Annotated in this window: 20 protein-coding genes; 15 read left to right on the top strand and 5 right to left on the bottom strand. The window is 40.0% G+C overall.

The window, feature by feature from the left end; all coding sequences use genetic code 11:
• Positions 1-68 precede the first annotated feature (68 nt).
• The 6 genes from EHQ59_RS02990 to EHQ59_RS02965 all read left to right on the top strand — a co-directional run bounded on the left by EHQ59_RS02990 (position 69) and on the right by EHQ59_RS02965 (position 5,554).
• A complete protein-coding gene (locus EHQ59_RS02990; protein ID WP_135617661.1) occupies positions 69-983 on the top strand; it encodes a TIGR01777 family oxidoreductase in 915 nt (304 codons plus the stop codon).
• Between the two features lie 63 nt (positions 984-1,046).
• Positions 1,047-1,451 carry a c-type cytochrome gene (locus tag EHQ59_RS02985; RefSeq protein ID WP_135617660.1) on the top strand — a complete coding sequence of 135 codons (405 nt, stop codon included), beginning with the start codon at positions 1,047-1,049 and terminating at the stop codon, positions 1,449-1,451.
• Positions 1,452-1,501: 50 nt separating this feature from the next.
• A complete protein-coding gene (locus tag EHQ59_RS02980; protein ID WP_135617659.1) occupies positions 1,502-1,723 on the top strand; it encodes a hypothetical protein in 222 nt (73 codons plus the stop codon).
• 42 nt (positions 1,724-1,765) lie between these two features.
• A complete protein-coding gene (locus tag EHQ59_RS02975) occupies positions 1,766-2,116 on the top strand; it encodes an STAS domain-containing protein (RefSeq protein ID WP_167481371.1) in 351 nt (116 codons plus the stop codon).
• Positions 2,117-2,172: 56 nt separating this feature from the next.
• Positions 2,173-3,453, top strand: coding sequence for a citrate/2-methylcitrate synthase (locus tag EHQ59_RS02970; protein WP_135617657.1), 1,281 nt, complete (start codon positions 2,173-2,175; stop codon positions 3,451-3,453).
• A 55-nt stretch (positions 3,454-3,508) separates the two neighbouring features.
• A complete protein-coding gene (locus tag EHQ59_RS02965) occupies positions 3,509-5,554 on the top strand; it encodes a SpoIIE family protein phosphatase (protein ID WP_135617744.1) in 2,046 nt (681 codons plus the stop codon).
• 125 nt (positions 5,555-5,679) lie between these two features.
• Here the strand turns inward: EHQ59_RS02965 and EHQ59_RS02960 are convergent, their stop codons facing one another.
• The 4 genes from EHQ59_RS02960 to EHQ59_RS02945 are packed head-to-tail and all read right to left on the bottom strand — an operon-like array spanning position 5,680 to position 9,046.
• The gene (locus EHQ59_RS02960) at positions 5,680-6,597 is read right to left on the bottom strand and encodes a TPM domain-containing protein (protein ID WP_135617656.1); all 918 of its coding nucleotides are present in this window, start codon (positions 6,595-6,597) and stop codon (positions 5,680-5,682) included.
• Positions 6,597-7,262, bottom strand: a complete 666-nt coding sequence (locus EHQ59_RS02955) for a TPM domain-containing protein (RefSeq protein ID WP_244245356.1) — start codon at positions 7,260-7,262, stop codon at positions 6,597-6,599. Before EHQ59_RS02955 ends, EHQ59_RS02960 begins: the two co-directional genes overlap by 1 nt.
• A 45-nt stretch (positions 7,263-7,307) precedes the next feature.
• Positions 7,308-8,162 (bottom strand): heme o synthase, encoded by an 855-nt coding sequence (locus EHQ59_RS02950; RefSeq protein ID WP_135617654.1) that lies wholly within the window; start codon positions 8,160-8,162, stop codon positions 7,308-7,310.
• Complete coding sequence (locus EHQ59_RS02945) at positions 8,162-9,046, bottom strand: COX15/CtaA family protein (protein ID WP_135617653.1); 885 nt, start codon at positions 9,044-9,046, stop codon at positions 8,162-8,164. The genes EHQ59_RS02950 and EHQ59_RS02945 overlap by 1 nt, the downstream gene beginning before the upstream one ends.
• 293 nt (positions 9,047-9,339) lie before the next feature.
• Here EHQ59_RS02945 and EHQ59_RS02940 point away from each other — a divergent pair, with 293 nt between their 5' ends.
• From EHQ59_RS02940 to EHQ59_RS02915, 6 genes are all read left to right on the top strand, one after another.
• Positions 9,340-10,176: an SCO family protein gene (locus EHQ59_RS02940; protein WP_244245355.1), complete on the top strand. Its 837-nt coding sequence runs from the start codon at positions 9,340-9,342 to the stop codon at positions 10,174-10,176.
• On the top strand, positions 10,177-11,139 hold the full coding sequence (coxB, locus tag EHQ59_RS02935) for a cytochrome c oxidase subunit II (protein WP_135617652.1): 963 nt from the start codon (positions 10,177-10,179) through the stop codon (positions 11,137-11,139).
• A gap of 9 nt (positions 11,140-11,148) precedes the next feature.
• On the top strand, positions 11,149-12,762 hold the full coding sequence (ctaD, locus tag EHQ59_RS02930; protein WP_135617651.1) for a cytochrome c oxidase subunit I: 1,614 nt from the start codon (positions 11,149-11,151) through the stop codon (positions 12,760-12,762).
• Positions 12,749-13,522, top strand: a complete 774-nt coding sequence (locus EHQ59_RS02925; protein ID WP_135617650.1) for a cytochrome c oxidase subunit 3 family protein — start codon at positions 12,749-12,751, stop codon at positions 13,520-13,522. The genes ctaD and EHQ59_RS02925 overlap by 14 nt, the downstream gene beginning before the upstream one ends.
• A 13-nt stretch (positions 13,523-13,535) precedes the next feature.
• Positions 13,536-14,132, top strand: a complete 597-nt coding sequence (locus EHQ59_RS02920; RefSeq protein ID WP_135617649.1) for a cytochrome C oxidase subunit IV family protein — start codon at positions 13,536-13,538, stop codon at positions 14,130-14,132.
• Positions 14,133-14,200: 68 nt separating this feature from the next.
• Positions 14,201-16,156 carry a PP2C family protein-serine/threonine phosphatase gene (locus tag EHQ59_RS02915; protein WP_135617648.1) on the top strand — a complete coding sequence of 652 codons (1,956 nt, stop codon included), beginning with the start codon at positions 14,201-14,203 and terminating at the stop codon, positions 16,154-16,156.
• 74 nt (positions 16,157-16,230) lie between these two features.
• Here the strand turns inward: EHQ59_RS02915 and EHQ59_RS02910 are convergent, their stop codons facing one another.
• Positions 16,231-16,857: a class I SAM-dependent methyltransferase gene (locus EHQ59_RS02910; protein ID WP_167481370.1), complete on the bottom strand. Its 627-nt coding sequence runs from the start codon at positions 16,855-16,857 to the stop codon at positions 16,231-16,233.
• A gap of 182 nt (positions 16,858-17,039) precedes the next feature.
• Here EHQ59_RS02910 and EHQ59_RS02905 point away from each other — a divergent pair, with 182 nt between their 5' ends.
• The 3 genes from EHQ59_RS02905 to EHQ59_RS02895 all read left to right on the top strand — a co-directional run bounded on the left by EHQ59_RS02905 (position 17,040) and on the right by EHQ59_RS02895 (position 19,394).
• Positions 17,040-17,651, top strand: coding sequence for a hypothetical protein (locus tag EHQ59_RS02905; RefSeq protein WP_135617647.1), 612 nt, complete (start codon positions 17,040-17,042; stop codon positions 17,649-17,651).
• An 84-nt stretch (positions 17,652-17,735) separates the two neighbouring features.
• Positions 17,736-18,317, top strand: coding sequence for a CarD family transcriptional regulator (locus tag EHQ59_RS02900; protein WP_135617646.1), 582 nt, complete (start codon positions 17,736-17,738; stop codon positions 18,315-18,317).
• A 39-nt stretch (positions 18,318-18,356) separates the two neighbouring features.
• The gene (locus EHQ59_RS02895) at positions 18,357-19,394 is read left to right on the top strand and encodes a PIN/TRAM domain-containing protein (RefSeq protein ID WP_135617645.1); all 1,038 of its coding nucleotides are present in this window, start codon (positions 18,357-18,359) and stop codon (positions 19,392-19,394) included.
• The last annotated feature ends 15 nt before the right edge of the window (positions 19,395-19,409 follow it).

Raw genomic sequence — 19,409 nt, 5'->3', positions numbered from 1 at the left:
GAAAAACTTATGTTGAATGCGAAAAAGGGCTACTTCTTTTTTTATTTACACCATCCATTGGAGTCTGTATGAAAATTGGAATTTTAGGTGGAACTGGCCTCATTGGTACGTCCTTCATTACAACTGCTGTCCAAAAAGGACATAGATTCCGTGTGTTTTCGCGTCAAAAATCTATTCCCAAATCTCTTTCTTCGATTTCCGATCTTGAATTTGTTTCTTGTATTTTACCTCAATCTTCTGACTTAGAAGGACTTGATGCCATTCTCAATTTAGTGGGTGAACCAATTGCTGGCGTTAGGTGGACAGAAGAAAGAAAACAATTAATTCGTACTTCCAGAGTTGAATTTACAAGGGGACTTGTCGCTCGCATCCAAGACTTAAAATCGCCACCCAAAGTATTTTTAAATGCAAGTGCAGTTGGTTATTATGGAATGTCAGATGCAAGTCATCCTGCTTTCACAGAATCCTCTCCTCCTGGAGATGATTTTTTAGCAAAACTTTGTGTGGAATGGGAAAACCAAACACTTCCTTTGACAAATCTTGGCATACGAACTATATTACTTCGCACAGGAATTGTCCTCTCTCCCCAAGGTGGTGCTTTAGAAAAAATGATCCCTCCGTTTTTACTGGGAGTGGGAGGTGCCATTGCTTCGGGAAAACAAGGAATGAGTTGGATTCATATTTTGGATTTTATCCAGGCATGCCTTCATTTGATGACAACGGAATCGGCAAAAGGTGCTTATAATTTAGTTTCTCCCCAACCTACAAGTAATGCCGAGTTTTCGAAACAATTAGCAAAAACCTTAAAACGTCCCAATTTGTTTAAAGTTCCCAGTTTCGCTATACAAGCGTTATTTGGTGAAGGCAGTGTTGTGGTGACAAAAGGGCAATATGTATTGCCAGAACGATTGTTACAATCGGGATATGAGTTTCAGTTTCAAAATTTGCAGAATGCTCTCTCAAATCTTTTGGAAAAAAACTGATTTCTTCTTTTCAAAAGACGAGAAGTGTAGGAGACTGGGTTCAACCTTATCTCGGAGTAAGAAATGAACTCAAAAAAAGTATTAGTCTCTCTACTCGCTGTCTCCTTCGCATTTGTGATGGTGGCTTGTGGCGACTCCAAACCAAAAGAAGAAGCACCTGCGGCACAAGAATCAAGTGCAAGTGGTGATCCTGATCTAGTCAAAGGAGAAGAATTATACCTACAAAATTGTTCTTCTTGCCACGGTGAAAAAGGAGCTGGTGACGGTGCTGCTGCTGCTGCTCTCAATCCAAAACCAAGAAACTACAAATCTCCTGCTTCTGAGTGGAAGAATGGAAACACAGTTGCTGGTATCACGAAAACCCTAAAAGAAGGAATCAAAGGATCTCCAATGGTTGCTTATGGCCATTTGGGTGATGATAACATCAAAATCCTTGCAAAATACGTAGAACACCTTTCTAAAAATTAAATTGCCTAATTTCGGTTCCGTTTTTTTGGCGGAACCGAAATCCTTCCTTTATGAACCAAATCATTAAAAAAGCTGACCGACCCACTTGTGATTGTGGAACCACTCGGGAAGACGAGAACGCTCGTAAGGTTGTGAAATATTCCACTTGGGGAATGATCGCAATGGGTCTTGTCGGGATATCTGCTACACCAACTGATATCTACTTTGTTTGTCGAAAGTGCAAACAACCCTTTGGGCGAATGACAAAAGAAGAAAGAAAATCGAAATCCTAATTTTTGTTGACCCGCGTTCTGAGTGGAATTCCCTGGAGGCTAATGATGGAAGAGTTTAAGATTCGATTGGGATTTGAAAATGGGGGAAACCTCCCTGTGATCCACATTTCTGGCGAAATCACATCCGAAGCGGAAGAAGAAATTGTGGAGTCTTACGAATCGATCCCGCAAGACAAGCGCACTCGCGTAATCCTCAACTTTTCCGAAACTTCTTACATCAACTCAGCTGGCATCGCCACTCTGATCAGCCTCATCACAAAATCCTCTGAGAACCAAGGGAAAATTGAATTCGCAGGTCTCAACACCCATTTTCGTAAGGTGATGGACATTGTGGGATTAACTGATTTTGTTCTCATCCACGATTCTCTTCATTCTGCGCTCGCCCAAGTGTAAATTCTTCTAGATTCCTATCTTCGTTTTTATAAGATAGGAGGGAGAGAGGTCTTTTCATGAGTGAAGTGGAAATCCACATCAAAGGCAAAACATATAAACTTCCGGTAATCACTGGTACTGATGGAAAAGAAGGTATTGACCTTACTGATTTTTACCGAAAAACAGGGCTTGTCACAGTTGACCCTGGTCTTTTTAATACTGCCCTTGGTTTGTCAAAAGTATCTAGACGTGATCCTGAAAAAGGGGAACTCACTTACCGTGGTTATGACTTAAAAGAGTTAGCTTACCAATCTACTTTTGTTGAAACTTCATTTTTATTAATTTACGGCAATCTTCCCACAAAACAAGAATTAAGCGATTTTTCTGGTCGTCTCTCCAAACATTCTATGATCCATGAAGATATGTTAAATCTATTTGATGGATTCCCTGGTGTGGCAAACCCACTTGCTGTGTTATCAGTGATGGTAACTTCTTTATCCAGTTATTATTTAGAAGAATACGAAGAGAAGTTGGATATGGGTGTCGATTTGATTGCACGATTACTTGCAAAAATTCGCACCATTGCTGCTTTCACTTACAAACACGCTGTGGGTCATCCATTTGTATACCCACTCGATAAAAATCCATATTGCACTAACTTTTTGTACATGATGCACAAACTCCCTGCTGACAATTACAATGTCCCAGAAGAATTTGATCGGATTTTAAACCAAATGTGGATTCTACATGCAGACCACGAACAAAATGTATCCAACACAGCTGTTCAAGTAGTTGGTTCCACACAAGCGAATCTCTTTGCCTCCATTTCTGCGGGAATCATGGCACAATGGGGTGCACGCGAAGGGGGAAGACCAACTGCTGCGATTGGCCTCATCGAAGACATCATCAAAACCAAAACTCCTGTGAAAGATTATTTTGAAAGATTCAAACGAGGTGGTCTCACCATTCGTACAAATGGTTTTGGGCAAAAAGCATATGATGTCGTGAGTCCTAGAGCGCAGGTGGCAAGAGAGATCATCAAAGAATTCTATAAAGGTAGAAAACTCAGTACCGTCGAAGACATTGCTTTACAAATCGATGAAGTTGTTTGGAACGATTCTTATTTTATGGAAAATCTTTTGTATCCTAACTTAGAGTATTACTCTGGTTTGGTGTTCCATACATTGGGAATTCCAAAAAATATGTTCTCTGTGATGCAAGTGATTGGTAGGCTTCCAGGATGGCTTGCCCATTGGAGAGAACAAAGGATGAAAGGAGATTTCTCAAAAGTTCGTCCAAAACAAATCTATGTGGGCGAAAACCAAAGAAAATACATCCCAATCGCCAACCGTCTCTAGAGGATATCGGGAACCTGTGAAACGACATCTCCCTTGGACCTATATCCTTTGGAGTATGGTACTTTTGTCATGTTCTGTGACAGAAGTACCTCCTGTCGCTAAACAAGGCCGCCTAACGGCCGATTTACATTTATCAAATCCACTTCATACGATTCAAATTGTTGGTGAATGGGAATACTACCCAGGCCTTCTTCTTTCACCAACTGAACTTCCTGAAATCAAATCCATCCGAGAACCTCATTATTTTACGATTCCAGGTGTTTGGACAAAGTCATTTCTCGACAAAGGTTTTTTGGCTGGCGATGGATATGCAACTTTCCAAATAGAACTTCGACACGGCCTAAAGGGAATTCCATTATCCATCAAAGTTCCTGAGATGGAATCCGCCTATAATTTGTTTGTTGATGGCGAGAAACTAGCTTCCAATGGATTTGTTTCCACTTCTTACCAAACAGGAATCCCGGAATACCGACCACAAATCATCGACTTTATCCCTAAAGAAAACCAAACATCGTTTTTATTACAAATTTCCAATTATCACCACAGAAAAGGTGGGCCTGCCCAGGTCATTACCTTAGGTCGTACTTCACAGATCCATAAACAATACGAATTTGAAATCCTACGTGATATGTTACTTGTGGGAAGTATTCTATTTATGGGAATGTATCATATTTTCCTATATTGGAATCGTAAAAAAGATCCATTTACCTATTGGTTTGCTCTCACTTGTATTCTTGTCGCCTTACGGGTGTTCATTACGGGGAATAAATACCTTGTGCAATTGGTTCCGAATTTGCCTTGGGAAATTCACCTAAAACTCAGTTATTTAAGTTTTTTCTTTATCACACCTATTTTTGCGCGCTATGTGTATCTTTTGTTTAAACCCTATTTTTCAAGAAGGGTGTATGAACTTTTAAAGTATGTAGGGTTTTCGTTTTGTTTTATTGTGTTTGTGACAAGATCATCGTTTTACACCTATTTGATGATCCCCTTCCAAATATTTACTCTATTTGGAGCCTTGTATGCGGTAATCGTTTTATCAAGAGCAATCCGCGACAAATTACCAGGTTCTGTACTCTTTTTATTTAGTTTCCTCGTGTTTGTGACAAGTTTTGTAAACGATATATTGGTGAATAACTTACTCATCAATTCACCTCTCACCATCCATTTTGGAATCTTTATGATGTTTTTTGTGCAATCGATTTACATTGCACGAAATTTTTCCAAAGGATTTGTAGAAGCAGAAAACCTTGCGATTGAACTTTCTGAAAAAAATCAAACCCTTCAAAAAGTTCAAAACCAAATCACTGTTTTGAATGAGAGATTGGAAACAAGGGTCAAAGAAAAAACCACCGAATTACAAAGCAAATTGGACCAAATCACCAAGGATATGAAATTGGCGAAGTCCATCATCCAAAGTGTCACAAAGGTTCCTGAGATGGATCCTAATCTCAAAGTGGACATTTTGTACAAACCAACAGCGGATGTGGGTGGTGATATTTTCTTTGTCAAACGGATCCAAGATTTTTATTATCGGTTTTTTTTGGGTGATGCGACTGGTCACGGCTTACAAGCAGCATTGTATTCCATGATGATCCAATCAGAATTTGAAAGAGTTTCGGCCGTGGCCATGCGACCAAACGATCTTTTGTTTTACATGAACCAACATTTTTATGATAAAAATGCGGACTTACAAATTTATTTCCCAGCACTTGTCATGGATTTTGATTTCCACCAAAGTATCCTTCGTTATGCGGGCGGTGGTGTCCAAAACCAAATCATTTTGAAAAAAAATACAGAACCTTTGATTTTAGAAAATACAGGACCCATCATTGGGATTTTGGAACACTATCGTTATGGGATTTATGAAACTAAGGTGGAGTCGGGGGATCGTATCTTTTTGTTTACTGACGGACTATTTGAAGAGTTAAATGAATCGGATGGGATGCAAGCTTGGGATGATTTACTCATCACCATCCAAAGCACTCAAGGTTTACCGTTTGCCGAAGTGATCCCTTCCATCCAAACCATGTTGTTTCAAAAAATGAATAAAATTACATGGAAGGATGATTCGACTTTAATATTCATTGAAGTGGTATGACCTTTTCAAAAAACACCCTTTTCTTTTGGGACAAGGATTGGATTCATTTAGGTCGTGGGAATCAAAAACTCATCCTTGGGATGTAATCTCTTCCTCGAGGATGAGTTCGTTTCACCTAACGGATCTTACCAATCACCGGAAGCACCACCACCAGCAGAATCTCCGCCACCACCTGACCAACTATCACTTGAATCACTGGAAGACCAAGAATCACCCCCAGACGACCATCCACCATAATAACCACCATCTGAGCTACCACCACCGATTCCATGTCCAAGTTTTCTACGGAAGAACATGATGAGGACAAACAATACGATGGCCGCTATGAGTCCGAGTGTTCCACCAAGGATATAGGTGAGTAGTGGTAAAATCACAAGTAGGCCAATGATGGTAAAGATCACTCCGCCGATGGAAGGAATAAAAAGAGAAATGAAGGTAAAGATCCCACCAACAATTCCAGAAGGGATTACATCTTCTGCTGTTTCCCTACCTGAAGTTTGTACATCATCTTCAGAAGGTGCGTATTCTCCTCGGATTGCGGCCATGATTGCATTCACCCCAGCGGTCACTCCTCCATCATAATCTTTTGCTTTAAAACTAGGTGTGATTTCGTTTCGAATGATTTGTTTGGCTTGGATATCCGTTAAAGCACCTTCCAGTCCTCGTCCCACGTGAATTCTCATCTTACGTTCATTAGGTGCAACGATTAAAAGAACTCCATTGTTTTTCGACTTTTGACCTAACTTCCATTCTTCGTAAATCTCAAAGGCCACATCTTCGATCGGTTCTTCTTGTAAACTTGCGGTTGTATACACTGCGATTTGATTGCTTGTTTCCGCTTCAAATTGTTTTAACTTGGATTCTAATAAGTCTACCGTGGTGGGAGATAAAATCCCTGCATGATCCATCACTCTCCTTTCTAATTTGGGAACAGGGTATCCCAAGAGAGAAATCTGAAAGGCAAAAAAAGTAAGGATTGTAATAAACAAACCAGAGATGTTTTGAAATGAAAAATAATATTGTTTTGGTGAATTGTTTACCATTACATCAACTTCCCGCCATCTCGAATTTCATTGGAGATTTCGTTTTTATCATCTTTTTCTACATGGATATTGTATTTTTTTAATAGGTCTCCACAGAAGAGGATACTCGAAACGATGCCCTCCTTTTTTTTACCTGATTTCATTCCTTCGATGATAAGCCTGACTGCTTCATTCCATTCTGATTTTGGAACCACTCTTGCGATTTCTTTATCAGGATACACGCGTACAATATGTTCAAAGAGGGAGATATAAATTAAGATACCTGTTCTATTTTTTGTGCGGAATACTTCTTCTTCTAAGAACGCTTCTTTGGTCCTTAACTCAACAAAGTATTGTTTTGAATTTTTGGGAACGAGTAGTATCCGAAGTTTAGGAAAAAAAGCAAACAAACCAAGTCCCAATATGGCGCCTGCCCACACAGAAAGTACGGCAAACATGGATTCGTTTCCCCAAACAAGGCCGTATGTTTTTTGAGCTGTATAAAAGCTAATGCCCGTTAGGCCGCCAGTTAAAAATGCACCAAACCAAGCCCACTCCCGATAGTGGTGGGAGGATTCTGCAAAAAAAGGAACAATTTCTGCGGAAGTTTTGGATTCTGCTTCACCAACAGCAGATTTGATTTCTTCTAAATCGGATGGAGAGAAATATCGCGAAAGTACACTCATGGGCAAAAGGAAAACAGAATTCCCCGCCCAAATCAATCAAAAAACCTAAATTTTAGAATCGATAACGATGACAATGCTCACTAAAAATAAATGTAAAATACTAAAAAAGAAAAATCGTTTTGCAAGTGCTTTGTCCATCGAAAGTTTTAATCGATACGCAAAAGCCAAGATCAGAACCGTAAGTACAATGGCTGAAAGTAAAAACAAATATCCCATTCGATCATCTACAAAGTAAAAACCAATGACAGAAAGGGAGTAGGCGATGGCATAAATAAAAATTTGGTTCACAGTTTTTTGAATTCCAGAAACCACAGGCATCATCGGAATCCCTGCGAATTCATAATCATCTTTAAGGAAAATTGCCAAGGCCCAAAAATGTGCAGGAGTCCAAAGGAAAATCATGAGAAACATGATCCAAGCTTGCAGAGGAAGTGCATTCGCCATGGCCGCATAGCCAATGAGAGGGCCAATACAACCAGAGATCCCACCAATCACAATATTTTGTTCTGTTCTTGGTTTTAACCAAATGGTGTATAAAAATACATATAATAATAGAGCAGAAAGTGCGCAAACAGCTGTTAGCAGGTTAACAAAATAAGTTAAAATGCCAAAGGAAATGAAGGTTACAACAATCCCTAGAATCAGCGCCATCATTGGTGAGATTTCACCAGCAGGGATTGGCCGTTGTTTGGTTCTATACATCACTGCATCTCTTTCTCTTTCAATGTATTGGTTGAAAATAAAAGATGCGGAACTCATCAAATAAGTTCCAAATAAAGTAATGGAAATCGCAAATAAACTAGGATAACCCGTTGTACCGAGATACATCCCTGGGAGAACGGTTGCCAGGACAAGAACCGTCACTCTTGGTTTGGTCAATTGGTTCCATACTCGGAACATCAAAGAACCTCTTTGCTAGAATGATGAAAGTGATAAAAAGCGGCGATGTAACAAAACAAAAATACAAGCACTCCATTCAAAGTATGAAGGCCTGTGATGAGTTTTGGTAAATGATATAAAACATTCATCGCACCCAAAAAGATTTGGATGGAGACAAGGTAGGCAGCCAGTTTTAAAAACTGTTTCACTTTTGGATTTTCCAAAGTTAGGATGGCATAGGCTGACAAAGATAAAACAAGTAATGCTGCTAAATAACCGAAAAGTCTATGTTCCATATGGAATCGGATCGTACCAACCATCTCAGGAAACCATTCTCCATGACAAGTTGGGAAATCAGGACAAGCAAGACCTGCGTAATGAGAACTAACTTTTCCACCCAAAAAAAGTTGGTATAACACAACAAATAAAACAATCACAAAATAATACTTACCAGGCCTATCCCATTGGAATTTGGATAGGGAAGTATCATCTGATAATTGTAAACGGATGGTCACACAAGCGGATAAAAGTAAAACTGCATTGAGTAAGTGAAGGTTAACGGTTGTTGGGTGGAGAAGCTTGGTAACGGTCAAACCACCTAAGATCACTTGGGAAATTAAAAAGAGTAAAGACAATGTCGCAGGAATGCCAAGAGATTTTCTTGTGTTTTTGTTTTGCAGAATCCAAACAAAACCAATCCCAACTAGGATTCCTAAAATCCCTGAATAATACCGATGTCCCACTTCCATAAAAATTTGGAAGGTAAACTCTGGCACAAACTTCCCATGACACAAAGGCCAATCAGGGCATGCGAGCCCTGAGTCTGTGGCCCGAACGAGGGGACCATAGAGTAGGTTGATGAGAATCATGGCGGAAAGGATGGTGTAAAAGCGTTTGAGTGTCATCGTCTATCTGTTTCCTCCAGGTTTTGTGATTCAGGTTTGGGGAAAATAAAATTAATCTTGCATCTTTTAAAAATTGTTGGATAAAAAGAGCAGTTTTTCGTATAGACTATATCAGGTAAGATTATGCAAAACACAGACCTTTACAACAAGGGTGGCTATTGGACTTTCCTTGTCACACTCGTACTCAACATTCTTTTCTTCGCGTATATTTCCTTTGTTCATCCGGGAACTCCGGAAAACCCAGGAATGGAAAACAAAAGCGTTCAGTCCAAATAGGGTAACAACCAAATTACGTGAACATCCGCATTTTCATTTGTTTCTGTTTCATTTTGGCTTTGGAGTCTCTGTCTGCGTATGACCCACACTCCAATCTCACTCGGGAAAACAAACTCCCGAAAGAATTAGAAAACATCGGATTTTCGGATGTAACGGGTAAAACACTCAAACTTGACATTCCCTTCAAAGATGAATCGGGCAAAGAAGTTCTCTTTTCTGATTATCTCACCCAAGGGAAACCCGTCCTTCTCTCTCCTGTTTACTTCAAATGCCCCACTCTTTGTAACTATCACCTGAATGGTGTGTTCAAAAGTTTAAAGGACATGGATTGGACCCTCGGCAAAGAATACCAATACATTGCGGTATCCATTGATCCAAAAGAAAACGAATCCATTTCCTTTCCCAAAAAAGGGGCTTACTTGAAGGATTATGGTAGAGATGGGGCAGGCACTGGTCTCCATTTGCTCACGGGCTCACAAGAATCCATTGATGCACTCACCAAACAATTGGATTTTCGTTATGCTTGGGATGCAGATGCCAAACAATACATCCATGCCAGTGGTGTGTATGTCTTAACACCTGCAGGAAGAGTGTCTCGGATTTTCCAAGGCATCCAACTCGAACCTAGAGATTTAAAATTTGCCTTCCTTGAGGCATCTTCTGGTAAGATTGGGAGTTTTGTAGACAAGTTTGCTTTATTTTGCTTTCAATTTGATCCAAGAAAAAATAAATATACGATATACGCATACAGGATGATGCAATTCGGGGGGGCGGTCACCTTACTCCTTCTCGGTGCGTTTTTATACATAAACTGGCGAAAAATAACAAATAACAACCGTCAAGGAGTCACATAGATGTCTTGGAGCAGTCTCATTCCAGCGACCTCGTTCATGCCTATCCAGGCCACTGAAATTGCAAAAGAAGTCGATCTTCTCTATGCGTTTCTGATCATAGCAAGCCTTGTTTCGTTTGTCATCTTGATTGGTGGAATGACATGGTTCCTCATCAAGTTCAAACGTACAAGTTTAGACCAGAAATCCGCATACATTACTCACAATAATTTTGCAGAGTTTCTTTGGTCCTTTATCCCTCTCGTCATCATGATGGGGATTTTTTATTGGGGTATGGTCATTTTTGAAAAACTCAGAAATCCGCCAGAAGACATCGCGGCAGAAATTCATGTCACTGCAGAGCAGTGGGCTTGGACTTACCGTTATGCCAATGGAAAAGAGTTTTATAGCTCTGGAAACGACCCAATGATTGTTCCTGCGGGAAAAGCAACAAAACTCATCCTTACTTCGAAAGACGTAATTCACAGTTTTTATGTTCCTGCTTTCCGAACCAAACAAGATGCGGTTCCTGGAAAACTCACACAACTTTGGTTTGAGCCGACTCAACCAGGCGAATACATCGTTTTCTGTACAGAATATTGCGGAACGAAACACTCCGGTATGATGATCAAAATCAAAGCCATTCCTTCAGAGGAATATGCAGCATGGTATCACGCTGAGAAAAAAGGTGCTGATAGTCCTGCAGATCTTGGAAAGACACTCTTTGCTCAAAAAGCTTGTGCATCTTGCCACTCGATCGACGGATCAAGAGTCGTTGGACCGACTATGAAAGGTCTTTTTGGCTCTAACAGAAAATTTGCTGATGGTAGCCAAGCGAAAGCGGATGAAAATTACCTTCGTGAATCCATCCTTGTCTCGTCTGCAAAGATCGTAGAAGGATATCCACCAGCGATGCCGGTATTCCAAGGTCAATTGTCTGATGAAGACGTTGCCAACTTAATTGAATATATCAAATCCATTAAATAAGGAAGAGAGATGAGTTCAGCACATACAAAAACCGAACATGGTCATACCGACCATAATTATCTGAACCACGGATCTGGAATCTGGTCTTGGATGACCACTCTAGACCACAAACGCATTGGACTTATGTACTTTGCAACGGTTGCTACCCTTTTCTTGATTGGTGGTTTCTTTGCATTGGGAATTCGTCTGCACTTAGCAAAATTTGGTGCAGAGCCGTTACTTGATCCAGACACTTACAACAAGTTCATGACCTTTCATGGTGCCATTATGGTATTTATGGTGATCATTCCTGGAATTCCGGCGTTTCTTGGGAACTTTATCCTTCCCATCCAACTCGGTGCCAAAGACGTTGCGTTCCCAAGACTCAACCTTGCTTCTTACTACATTTTCATTGCAGGGGCGCTTCTTTCCGCTTCTTCCATGATCTTCAACCAAGTAGACACAGGTTGGACATTCTACACTCCTTACTCGACTGCAAAAACATCAAATGGTGTAATTTTGTTAGTGATGGGAGCATTTACCATGGGATTTTCTTCCATCTTAACGGGATTAAACTTCATCGTAACCACTCACAAACTCCGAGCTCCTGGAATGACGATGGACCGGATCCCACTTATGATTTGGGCTTTGTATTCCACTTCGATCATTCAGATCTTAGCAACTCCAATCCTTGCGATCACTCTCCTTCTCATCGGAGCAGAGAAAACTTTGGGTGTGGGAATCTTTGATCCAGACCTCGGTGGAGACCCAATCCTTTTCCAACACTTTTTCTGGTTCTACTCTCACCCTGCGGTATACATCATGATCCTTCCAGCAATGGGTGTGATCTCTGAACTCATCACGGCGTTCTCTAAAAAAACCATTTTTGGTTACCGTGCGATTGCATACTCTTCTGTTGCGATTGCTGCTGTATCGTTCCTCGTTTGGGGACACCATATGTTCGTATCTGGACAATCCACACTCGCAGGGATTGTATTCTCCATCATTACAATGTTTGTTGGGGTTCCAACTGCGATCAAACTCTTCAACTGGATTTCTACAATGTATCGCGGAACCGTTACCTTCCAAGCACCAATGTTGTTTGCTTTAGGGTTTATGTTCCTCTTTACCATCGGTGGTTTGACAGGTGTATTCCTCGCTTCCACTGGTATGGACGTTCACTTCCATGATACTTACTTCGTGGTTGCTCACTTCCACTACGTAATGGTGGGAGGAACTCTCATGGCACTTATGGGTGGAATCTACTACTGGTTCCCCAAAATGTTCGGAAGGATGACTTCTGATCTAGGGGGAAGAATCTCTTGGGTTCTCATCTTCACTGGATTTAACGTAACTTTTTTCCCACAATTCGTACTAGGGGCGATGGGAATGCCAAGACGTTATTTTGACTACCTTCCTGAATACACAAATCTCAACCAAATCTCCACTGTGGGATCTTGGCTCATCGGTTTAGGATTCTTGGTAGGACTCATCACCATCATTCATGGAATTTTCAAAGGGGAAAAAGCGTCTGATAACCCTTGGGGTGCAAAAACACTCGAATGGCAAACGTCTTCTCCTCCTCCACACGAAAACTTTACAACGACTCCAACAGTAACTGCAGGGCCATATGACTTCCGTTAGTTCTTCAAGTGAATTTCATCACCAACACCATTTTAAGAGTGCAGACCACCAGTATGCCTCTTCCAAACAAGGAATTTGGTTATTCCTTTGCACTGAGATCCTGATGTTTGGTGGCCTATTCGTAGGTTACCTCATCTACCATTCTTTGTATCCTACCGTTTTCAAAAACGGTTCTGAAACATTGGATTGGAAAATGGGAGCTGTGAACACAGTGGTTCTCCTTGTGAGTTCCTTCACGATGGCTGCTGCCATTAACTATGTGCAACGTGGTCTTCATAAAATCGCTGCCATTATGCTTGCGCTCACAATCGCTTGTGCGGCAGCCTTTATGGTCATTAAGTATTTTGAATACAGCCACAAGTTCCATGTAGGAACTGTTCCTGGTAAATTTTCCCTAGTTGACCCATCTTGTGGTGCTGGTGGAAAACGAGCTGAGTGCGAATCTAAAATCGCTGCTCTACTCAAAAACCCTGCAGAACTGGAAAAAAACCATGTCAGTGCAGAAGAAGTCACTCGCCTAAAAGCTGTGATTTCACAACCAAAATGGGAAATGTTCTACGGTTTTTACTTTGTGATGACTGGTCTTCACGGGATTCACGTGGTTGCCGGTGCACTGATGATCTTCTGGATTTTGATCAAAACTCTCCGAAGAAAAGTTGGACCAGAGTATTACACTCCTGTAGAAGGTGTGGGTCTTTTCTGGCACGTAGTGGACTTGGTATGGATTTACCTCTTCCCACTTCTATACTTGGTAGGATAAAAGGGAAAATAAAATGGAATACGTAATCAATTACGGACTATACTTCATTGCACTCGCAGCTGTTTTTACACCTGTTTTAGGGTTTGGGATCTTTGCTCCTGGGATTGCAACAGCAACCATATTAGGCTTTATTGTAAACTGGTTTGGACAATTTTTCCAAACAGATCGTTTTGCAAAATTCACATCTGAAAACAAAGACAATAAATTGTTAAAATTTGTTTTAGGGGATGAGGATCACAAAGAAGACCACGCTTCTGCTTCTATGTGGGTAGAAGATGGCGAAGAGGAAGAAGAACACGATCACCATGTAATTTCGATTAAAACTTACGTGTATGTGTTACTTGCTCTATTCTTTGGTACATTTGTAACGGTTTGGGTTGCTCAATACGACCTCGGCAAATGGAATATGATCGTTGCCATGGCTGTAGCAACTTGTAAGGCATTTTTCGTATTAGCATACTTTATGCATTTAAAGTATGACAATATGCTAAACCGAGTGATTTTCCTCTCGGCTTTTGCGTTCCTTGCGTTGTTATTTGCTTTCTCTTTCGGAGATATCATCTCTCGAATAGCACCAACAACTGACACACCAGTAAAAACTTTTTTCTAATAAAATATTAGAATTGAGTCATAGAAGAAACCCGCCTTCGAGCGGGTTTTTTCGTCTAATTTACCATCGTGTTCCAGAACTTTCGGGCAATCCTATCCAAGTTTTTAGATTTAATCCCTGAACGTAAAACCTATGAGTCCGAATATTCTCAAGAATTGGACAGACACGCTCGGATCATACAATTCCCTGGGAGCCTCATTGGAAGTGTCGCATTACTTGGGTTTGCATTTGATACAGATGCCAAACTTCATCCTGAATTTCCAGAACTCTTTTATTACAGAATCGGGTTTTCCATTCTTTGTATCAGTTATATTGTTTATATTCTTCTCAATCATTCAAAAGAAACCAAGTCTCGTTTAGAAGGATTGGTTTGGGGTTACATTGTGTACGGTTATTTGCTGTTTACAGCAGCCTATTACACGGGAAGGATTGCTGATGACGCACCGTATGTTTCTGGTTACCAAATGGTGGTGGTTGTTTTATCCTTTTTGCCACTTCCACGAAAGACTTTATTCATTTATTATCCTATCTCAATTTTCATTTTTGTAACCTCAGTATGGATTTATAAACCCAACCTAGATACACCTTCTGCGGCATATTCCATGCAGAATTTAGTACTGAGTTATTTACTTGGAATTTTCAGTGGACTCATCATTGAACGTTACCGCTTTCATTCTTTTTTAAACCACTTACGAGTGATTAAAAAAAATGAAGAGATTACCAAAACAGCAGAGGAAATCCAAATTCTTAAAACCCAACAAGATGGGGATTATTTTCTGACATCATTATTATTTGAACCCCTTCTTGGGAAAGAAGTGGATGGAACTGCCGTCACCATCGAGACAATCCTCAACCAATACAAAAAGTTTTATTTTAGGGGCAAGGAATACCAGTTAGGTGGAGATTATTTATCTGTATATAACCTGATTTTACAAGGGAAACGGTATAAGGCATTTATCAATGGAGATGCCATGGGGAAATCCATTCAGGGAGCGGGGGGAGCCATTGTCCTTGGAGCTGTTTATAACTCCCTCATCATTCGTTCCAAAATGGATCCAGTTTCCTCTAATCGTTCTCCTGAAAGATGGTTACATGATTCTTATTTAGACTTACAAAAAATCTTTGAGACCTTTGATGGTGCGATGTTAGTTTCAGCGGTGATTGGTTTGTTGGAAGAGTCCACTGGAACATTGTATTTCATCAATTTAGAACATCCGTGGGTGATCTTGTACAGAGATGGAAAAGCAAGTTTTATTGAAGAGGACATTCATTATTATAAATTGGGTGTGATGGAAGTGCCAACGAATCGTTTTATCTCTGTCTACCAAATGAAACAGGGAGATAAAATTTTCTGTGGTTCGGATGGAAAAGATGATTTGGTCATTTCGGAATCAGGCAAATTTCGAGACATCAATGAAAACCAACAAATGATTTTGGATAGCATTGAAGAATCAAATGGGAATTTAGATTCCTTAACCCAAGTTTTGCGATCAAAAGGAAAATTTTCTGATGATTTGAGCATTATTTCTTTGGCTTATCATCTCGATACACATTCTAAACCAGGAATCCATTGGAACGAGGCCAAAAAGAAAATCAGGGAAAAAGAATACTCCAAGGCTTTGGATTTATTATTGTCTTATGAATCTCTATTAGATTTATCCATTACAGAATTAAAATACATCACAAAACTCTATGAAAAAGAAGGGAATCTACTAAAAGCGATGGAATACGCAAGTTTAGCATTAGAAAACTTTCCTTCTGATACCAGTTGGATGTTCCATACCTCTGTTTTGTACAAACGACTGTATTCAATTTACAAATCTCCTTCGTTTTTGGAAGAGTCTCAGGAACTAAGCGAAAGGGTGAGACTACGCCAACCAAGTAACATTCGGAATTTAATTCATTTAGCGGATGTTTGTCGTTTGTTAGGGGATAAAGATCGTACACAATTTTTGGTATCTCAACTAAGAGCAATGAACCCTGAACATAAAAAAATCCAAGAACTCATTTCCTTGATCTCTTGATTTTTTCCCAATTAAAGATTTGTCCTGAATGGATTTGGCGAAAGATCATTTTCACTTTTATATCTTCATTCGTTTTATCTTTCTAAAATAAAAATTCGTTTGTTCATTGTGAGTGATTGGAAACCAAACCTCTCTTTAATCCATTCAAATGATTCTTTTGGATAAAAAAATGTATGTGTTTGGTCATTTTTATAATACCACTTTTCAAAATTGATCGAATCGTTGTATGGATGAGTCAAGATATACAACCTTCCGTTCTCATTTAATAATGCTTTAAGATTTTCAAATTCTTCCTTTGGATGATGGAAATGTTCCACAACTTCTGTGAGCACAATATAATCATACTTTTTTTGTAATCGTTCCGGGTATGGATGGAAAAAGGGATCATATAAAGAGATCGCATATCCATTTTGTCGTAACAGATATTCTACAACAGGACCTGGCCCCGCACCATAATCCAAACCTAGATCACTTGTTTTTTGTTTTTGTAAAATTAATTCTACAATGGGTCGCAGAAAGTTTTGGTATCCTGGGTCGTATATATCGTTGTTATGTTCTAAGTAGCGTTTTTTCTCACATTCTGGTGAGGGCCAAAATTCTTTGTCCATAAAAATAGCATCACATCCAGTACATCTTAAGTACGCACGAAACCGATTTTGATAATAGGGAACGGAAGATGTGTCACAAAGTGGACAATTCATGAGTGAATTTCACTCTTTCAGGAAAAGAGTTGTGATACAAGTGACAATTGATTGTGACAACTGGGGGAGTTTTGTCTTTCTCGATTGGAGTCCAAATCTGAAGTTCGGCCTCTCTAAAAAAACCAGTCTATTTTTTGTAGATCCACTCCGACAATAGGAGTAATAGAGAAATCGGAACGCCCATGCAAAATATAGATTATTCCAGAAAGCTTAGGTCAGGCCGACCCTTTGAAGGGGAAAGTCCTTCCTTCCCTTCCCATTCCCCGTCTGTTCTCGGGAATGCCAATAAACCAAAGTCCGCATTCATTCTCCTCATCGGAGGGATTCTTCTTTTTACATCTGGTTTGGTGGTCGGAATTCAATTGGGGCAAAAGGAAAGTAAGTTCAAAGAAAATGCAGAAACTTCCTTTTCGAATGTAGGAACCCGTACCGAATCCTCTTCCAAATTTACGGAAAGTCCAAAGGCAGAAGAAACAAAATCGGGTTTTGAAGAGGCAAAAACCCAAACTTCAGAATCTTCTCCTTTTCCTGCCACTTTGAAATTTCCACCTAAAAATGACCAAATCAATTATATGGTACAAATTGGTGACTTCACTCCAGAAGAAGCCATTTCTGTAGGCAAACAATTGATCGAGTCCCAACCCAATTTGCGTGGTCGAATCTTTCGGACTTCAACAGGCAAATTATTCGCTGGGTACTACTATCGCCTAGAAGATGCAAAAGAAACTTTGGATGTAGTGAAGACAAAACTGCCCAATTTGACGGATGCCCAAGTAAAAACCATTCGATTCTGAACTATTTTTACCAACTTCCTTGACATTGGCCATTTTTCAGGTATACTGAAGGGCAAGAGTATTTACGGAAGTTATTATACTTACTTGGCTACAAAAAAACTAAACGAAAAAACTAAAGAGCCTAAATTCAAGGTGGGGGACTACGTTGTATACCCGATCCATGGAGTAGGTGAAGTCACAGAAGTTGCGAAGAAGCTAATTCTGGGAAAGAAGAAGGACTGTTACAGTTTGGAAATTCAAGGTTCCAAAATGAAGGTCTCTATCCCGGTAGATCGAGCAATTGATGTGGGTATCCGGTCGATCATTGATAAAAAAGAGATCAAAAAAGTTCTCACTCTCCTAAAAAAGGATGAGGTCGACACGGAAGAGGACTGGAAAGTCCGTTACCAGAACAATATGAACAAGATCAAATCTGGTTCTATTTTCGAAGTGGCTGATGTTTGCCGTAATCTTTACAGACGTGCCTATGGCAAAGAACTCTCTATTATGGAGAGAAAGCTCTATGAGAGCGCCTATAATTTAGTAAAGATGGAAATTGCACTGAGTAAGGGTGTACCCCAAGAAGAAGCAGGAAACATTGTTTCCGATGTGCTGGCAGCTTCAGTGCAAGGAATAGCACCACCACCACCTCCAAAAGAATTGGATGATGATCTAGATTTAGAATAAACTTCCGTTTTTGCTCAACTCTTTTACAAGGATTGAGTTATGAAACACTTATTTTCAGCCTTAGGGACGATTCTCGTTGCTTCGGTATCATTTTTCTTTATACATTCAGAATCGCAAAACATCGTTTTGGCGGGGATTCTTGCTGGCGTTGTATTGCTTTATTCTTTGGTATTAATTCTCGGTGAGAGAAAACTATTCCCGGAAATCAAAGCAGATGTCATTTTATGCGCAAGTGTAGGAGCCCTGCTCGGCCTATCGATTGCTGCATTCCCTGTCAGTTTACTGAATGAATATGGTTATAAATCGATTTCCATTTTTGTTGCGGTTCTCTTTTTTCTCACTGGAATCAAAACTGGGATCAGTTTTTCCAAAAAACCTGGTCTTTCCATTTTCGGTGGTGGTTCTGGGGCTCCTGGTTCTAGTTTTTCCATTCCTGGACTTGAAGGTGGAAACACTCAAATCAAAGATAAAATCTTAGATACTTCTGTTGTGATCGATGGTCGGATTTTAGACATTGCCGACACACATTTCTTAGATGGCCCACTCATCCTTCCTAACTTCGTATTACGTGAAATCCAATTGATCTCCGATTCTTCTGATCCGATCAAACGAGCACGTGGACGCCGTGGTCTTGAGATGTTGAACAAACTCCAAAGAAAAGGTTCCATCGAAGTTAAAATTACTTATACTGATTATTCTGATACTCGCGAAGTTGATGCGAAGTTAGTCAAACTAGCACGTGATACTGGAGGTGCAGTCGTAACCAACGACTTTAACCTCAATAAGGTGGCTGAATTACAAGGGGTTCGAGTTCTCAATTTAAACAACCTTGCCAATGCCTTAAAACCAGTTGTCCTTCCTGGCGAAGAATTCCAAATCTCTGTCATCAAAGAAGGAAAGGACGAAAACCAAGGAATTGGTTATTTAGAAGATGGAACCATGGTTGTCATTGAAAACGGTGGACATTTGGTTGGAAAAGATGTACGTGTGGTTGTCACAAGTATCATCCAAACTGCAGCCGGAAAAATGATTTTCACAAAAGTGCAAAACGGTAACAATAACTATAACAAATCGTAATTTAACTTTAGTAGT

The organism is Leptospira kemamanensis (genome assembly GCF_004769665.1).
Lineage (GTDB): Bacteria > Spirochaetota > Leptospiria > Leptospirales > Leptospiraceae > Leptospira_A > Leptospira_A kemamanensis.
The sequence above is the reverse complement of the archived record's forward strand: the minus strand, read 5'-3'. Positions and strand labels throughout refer to the sequence as shown.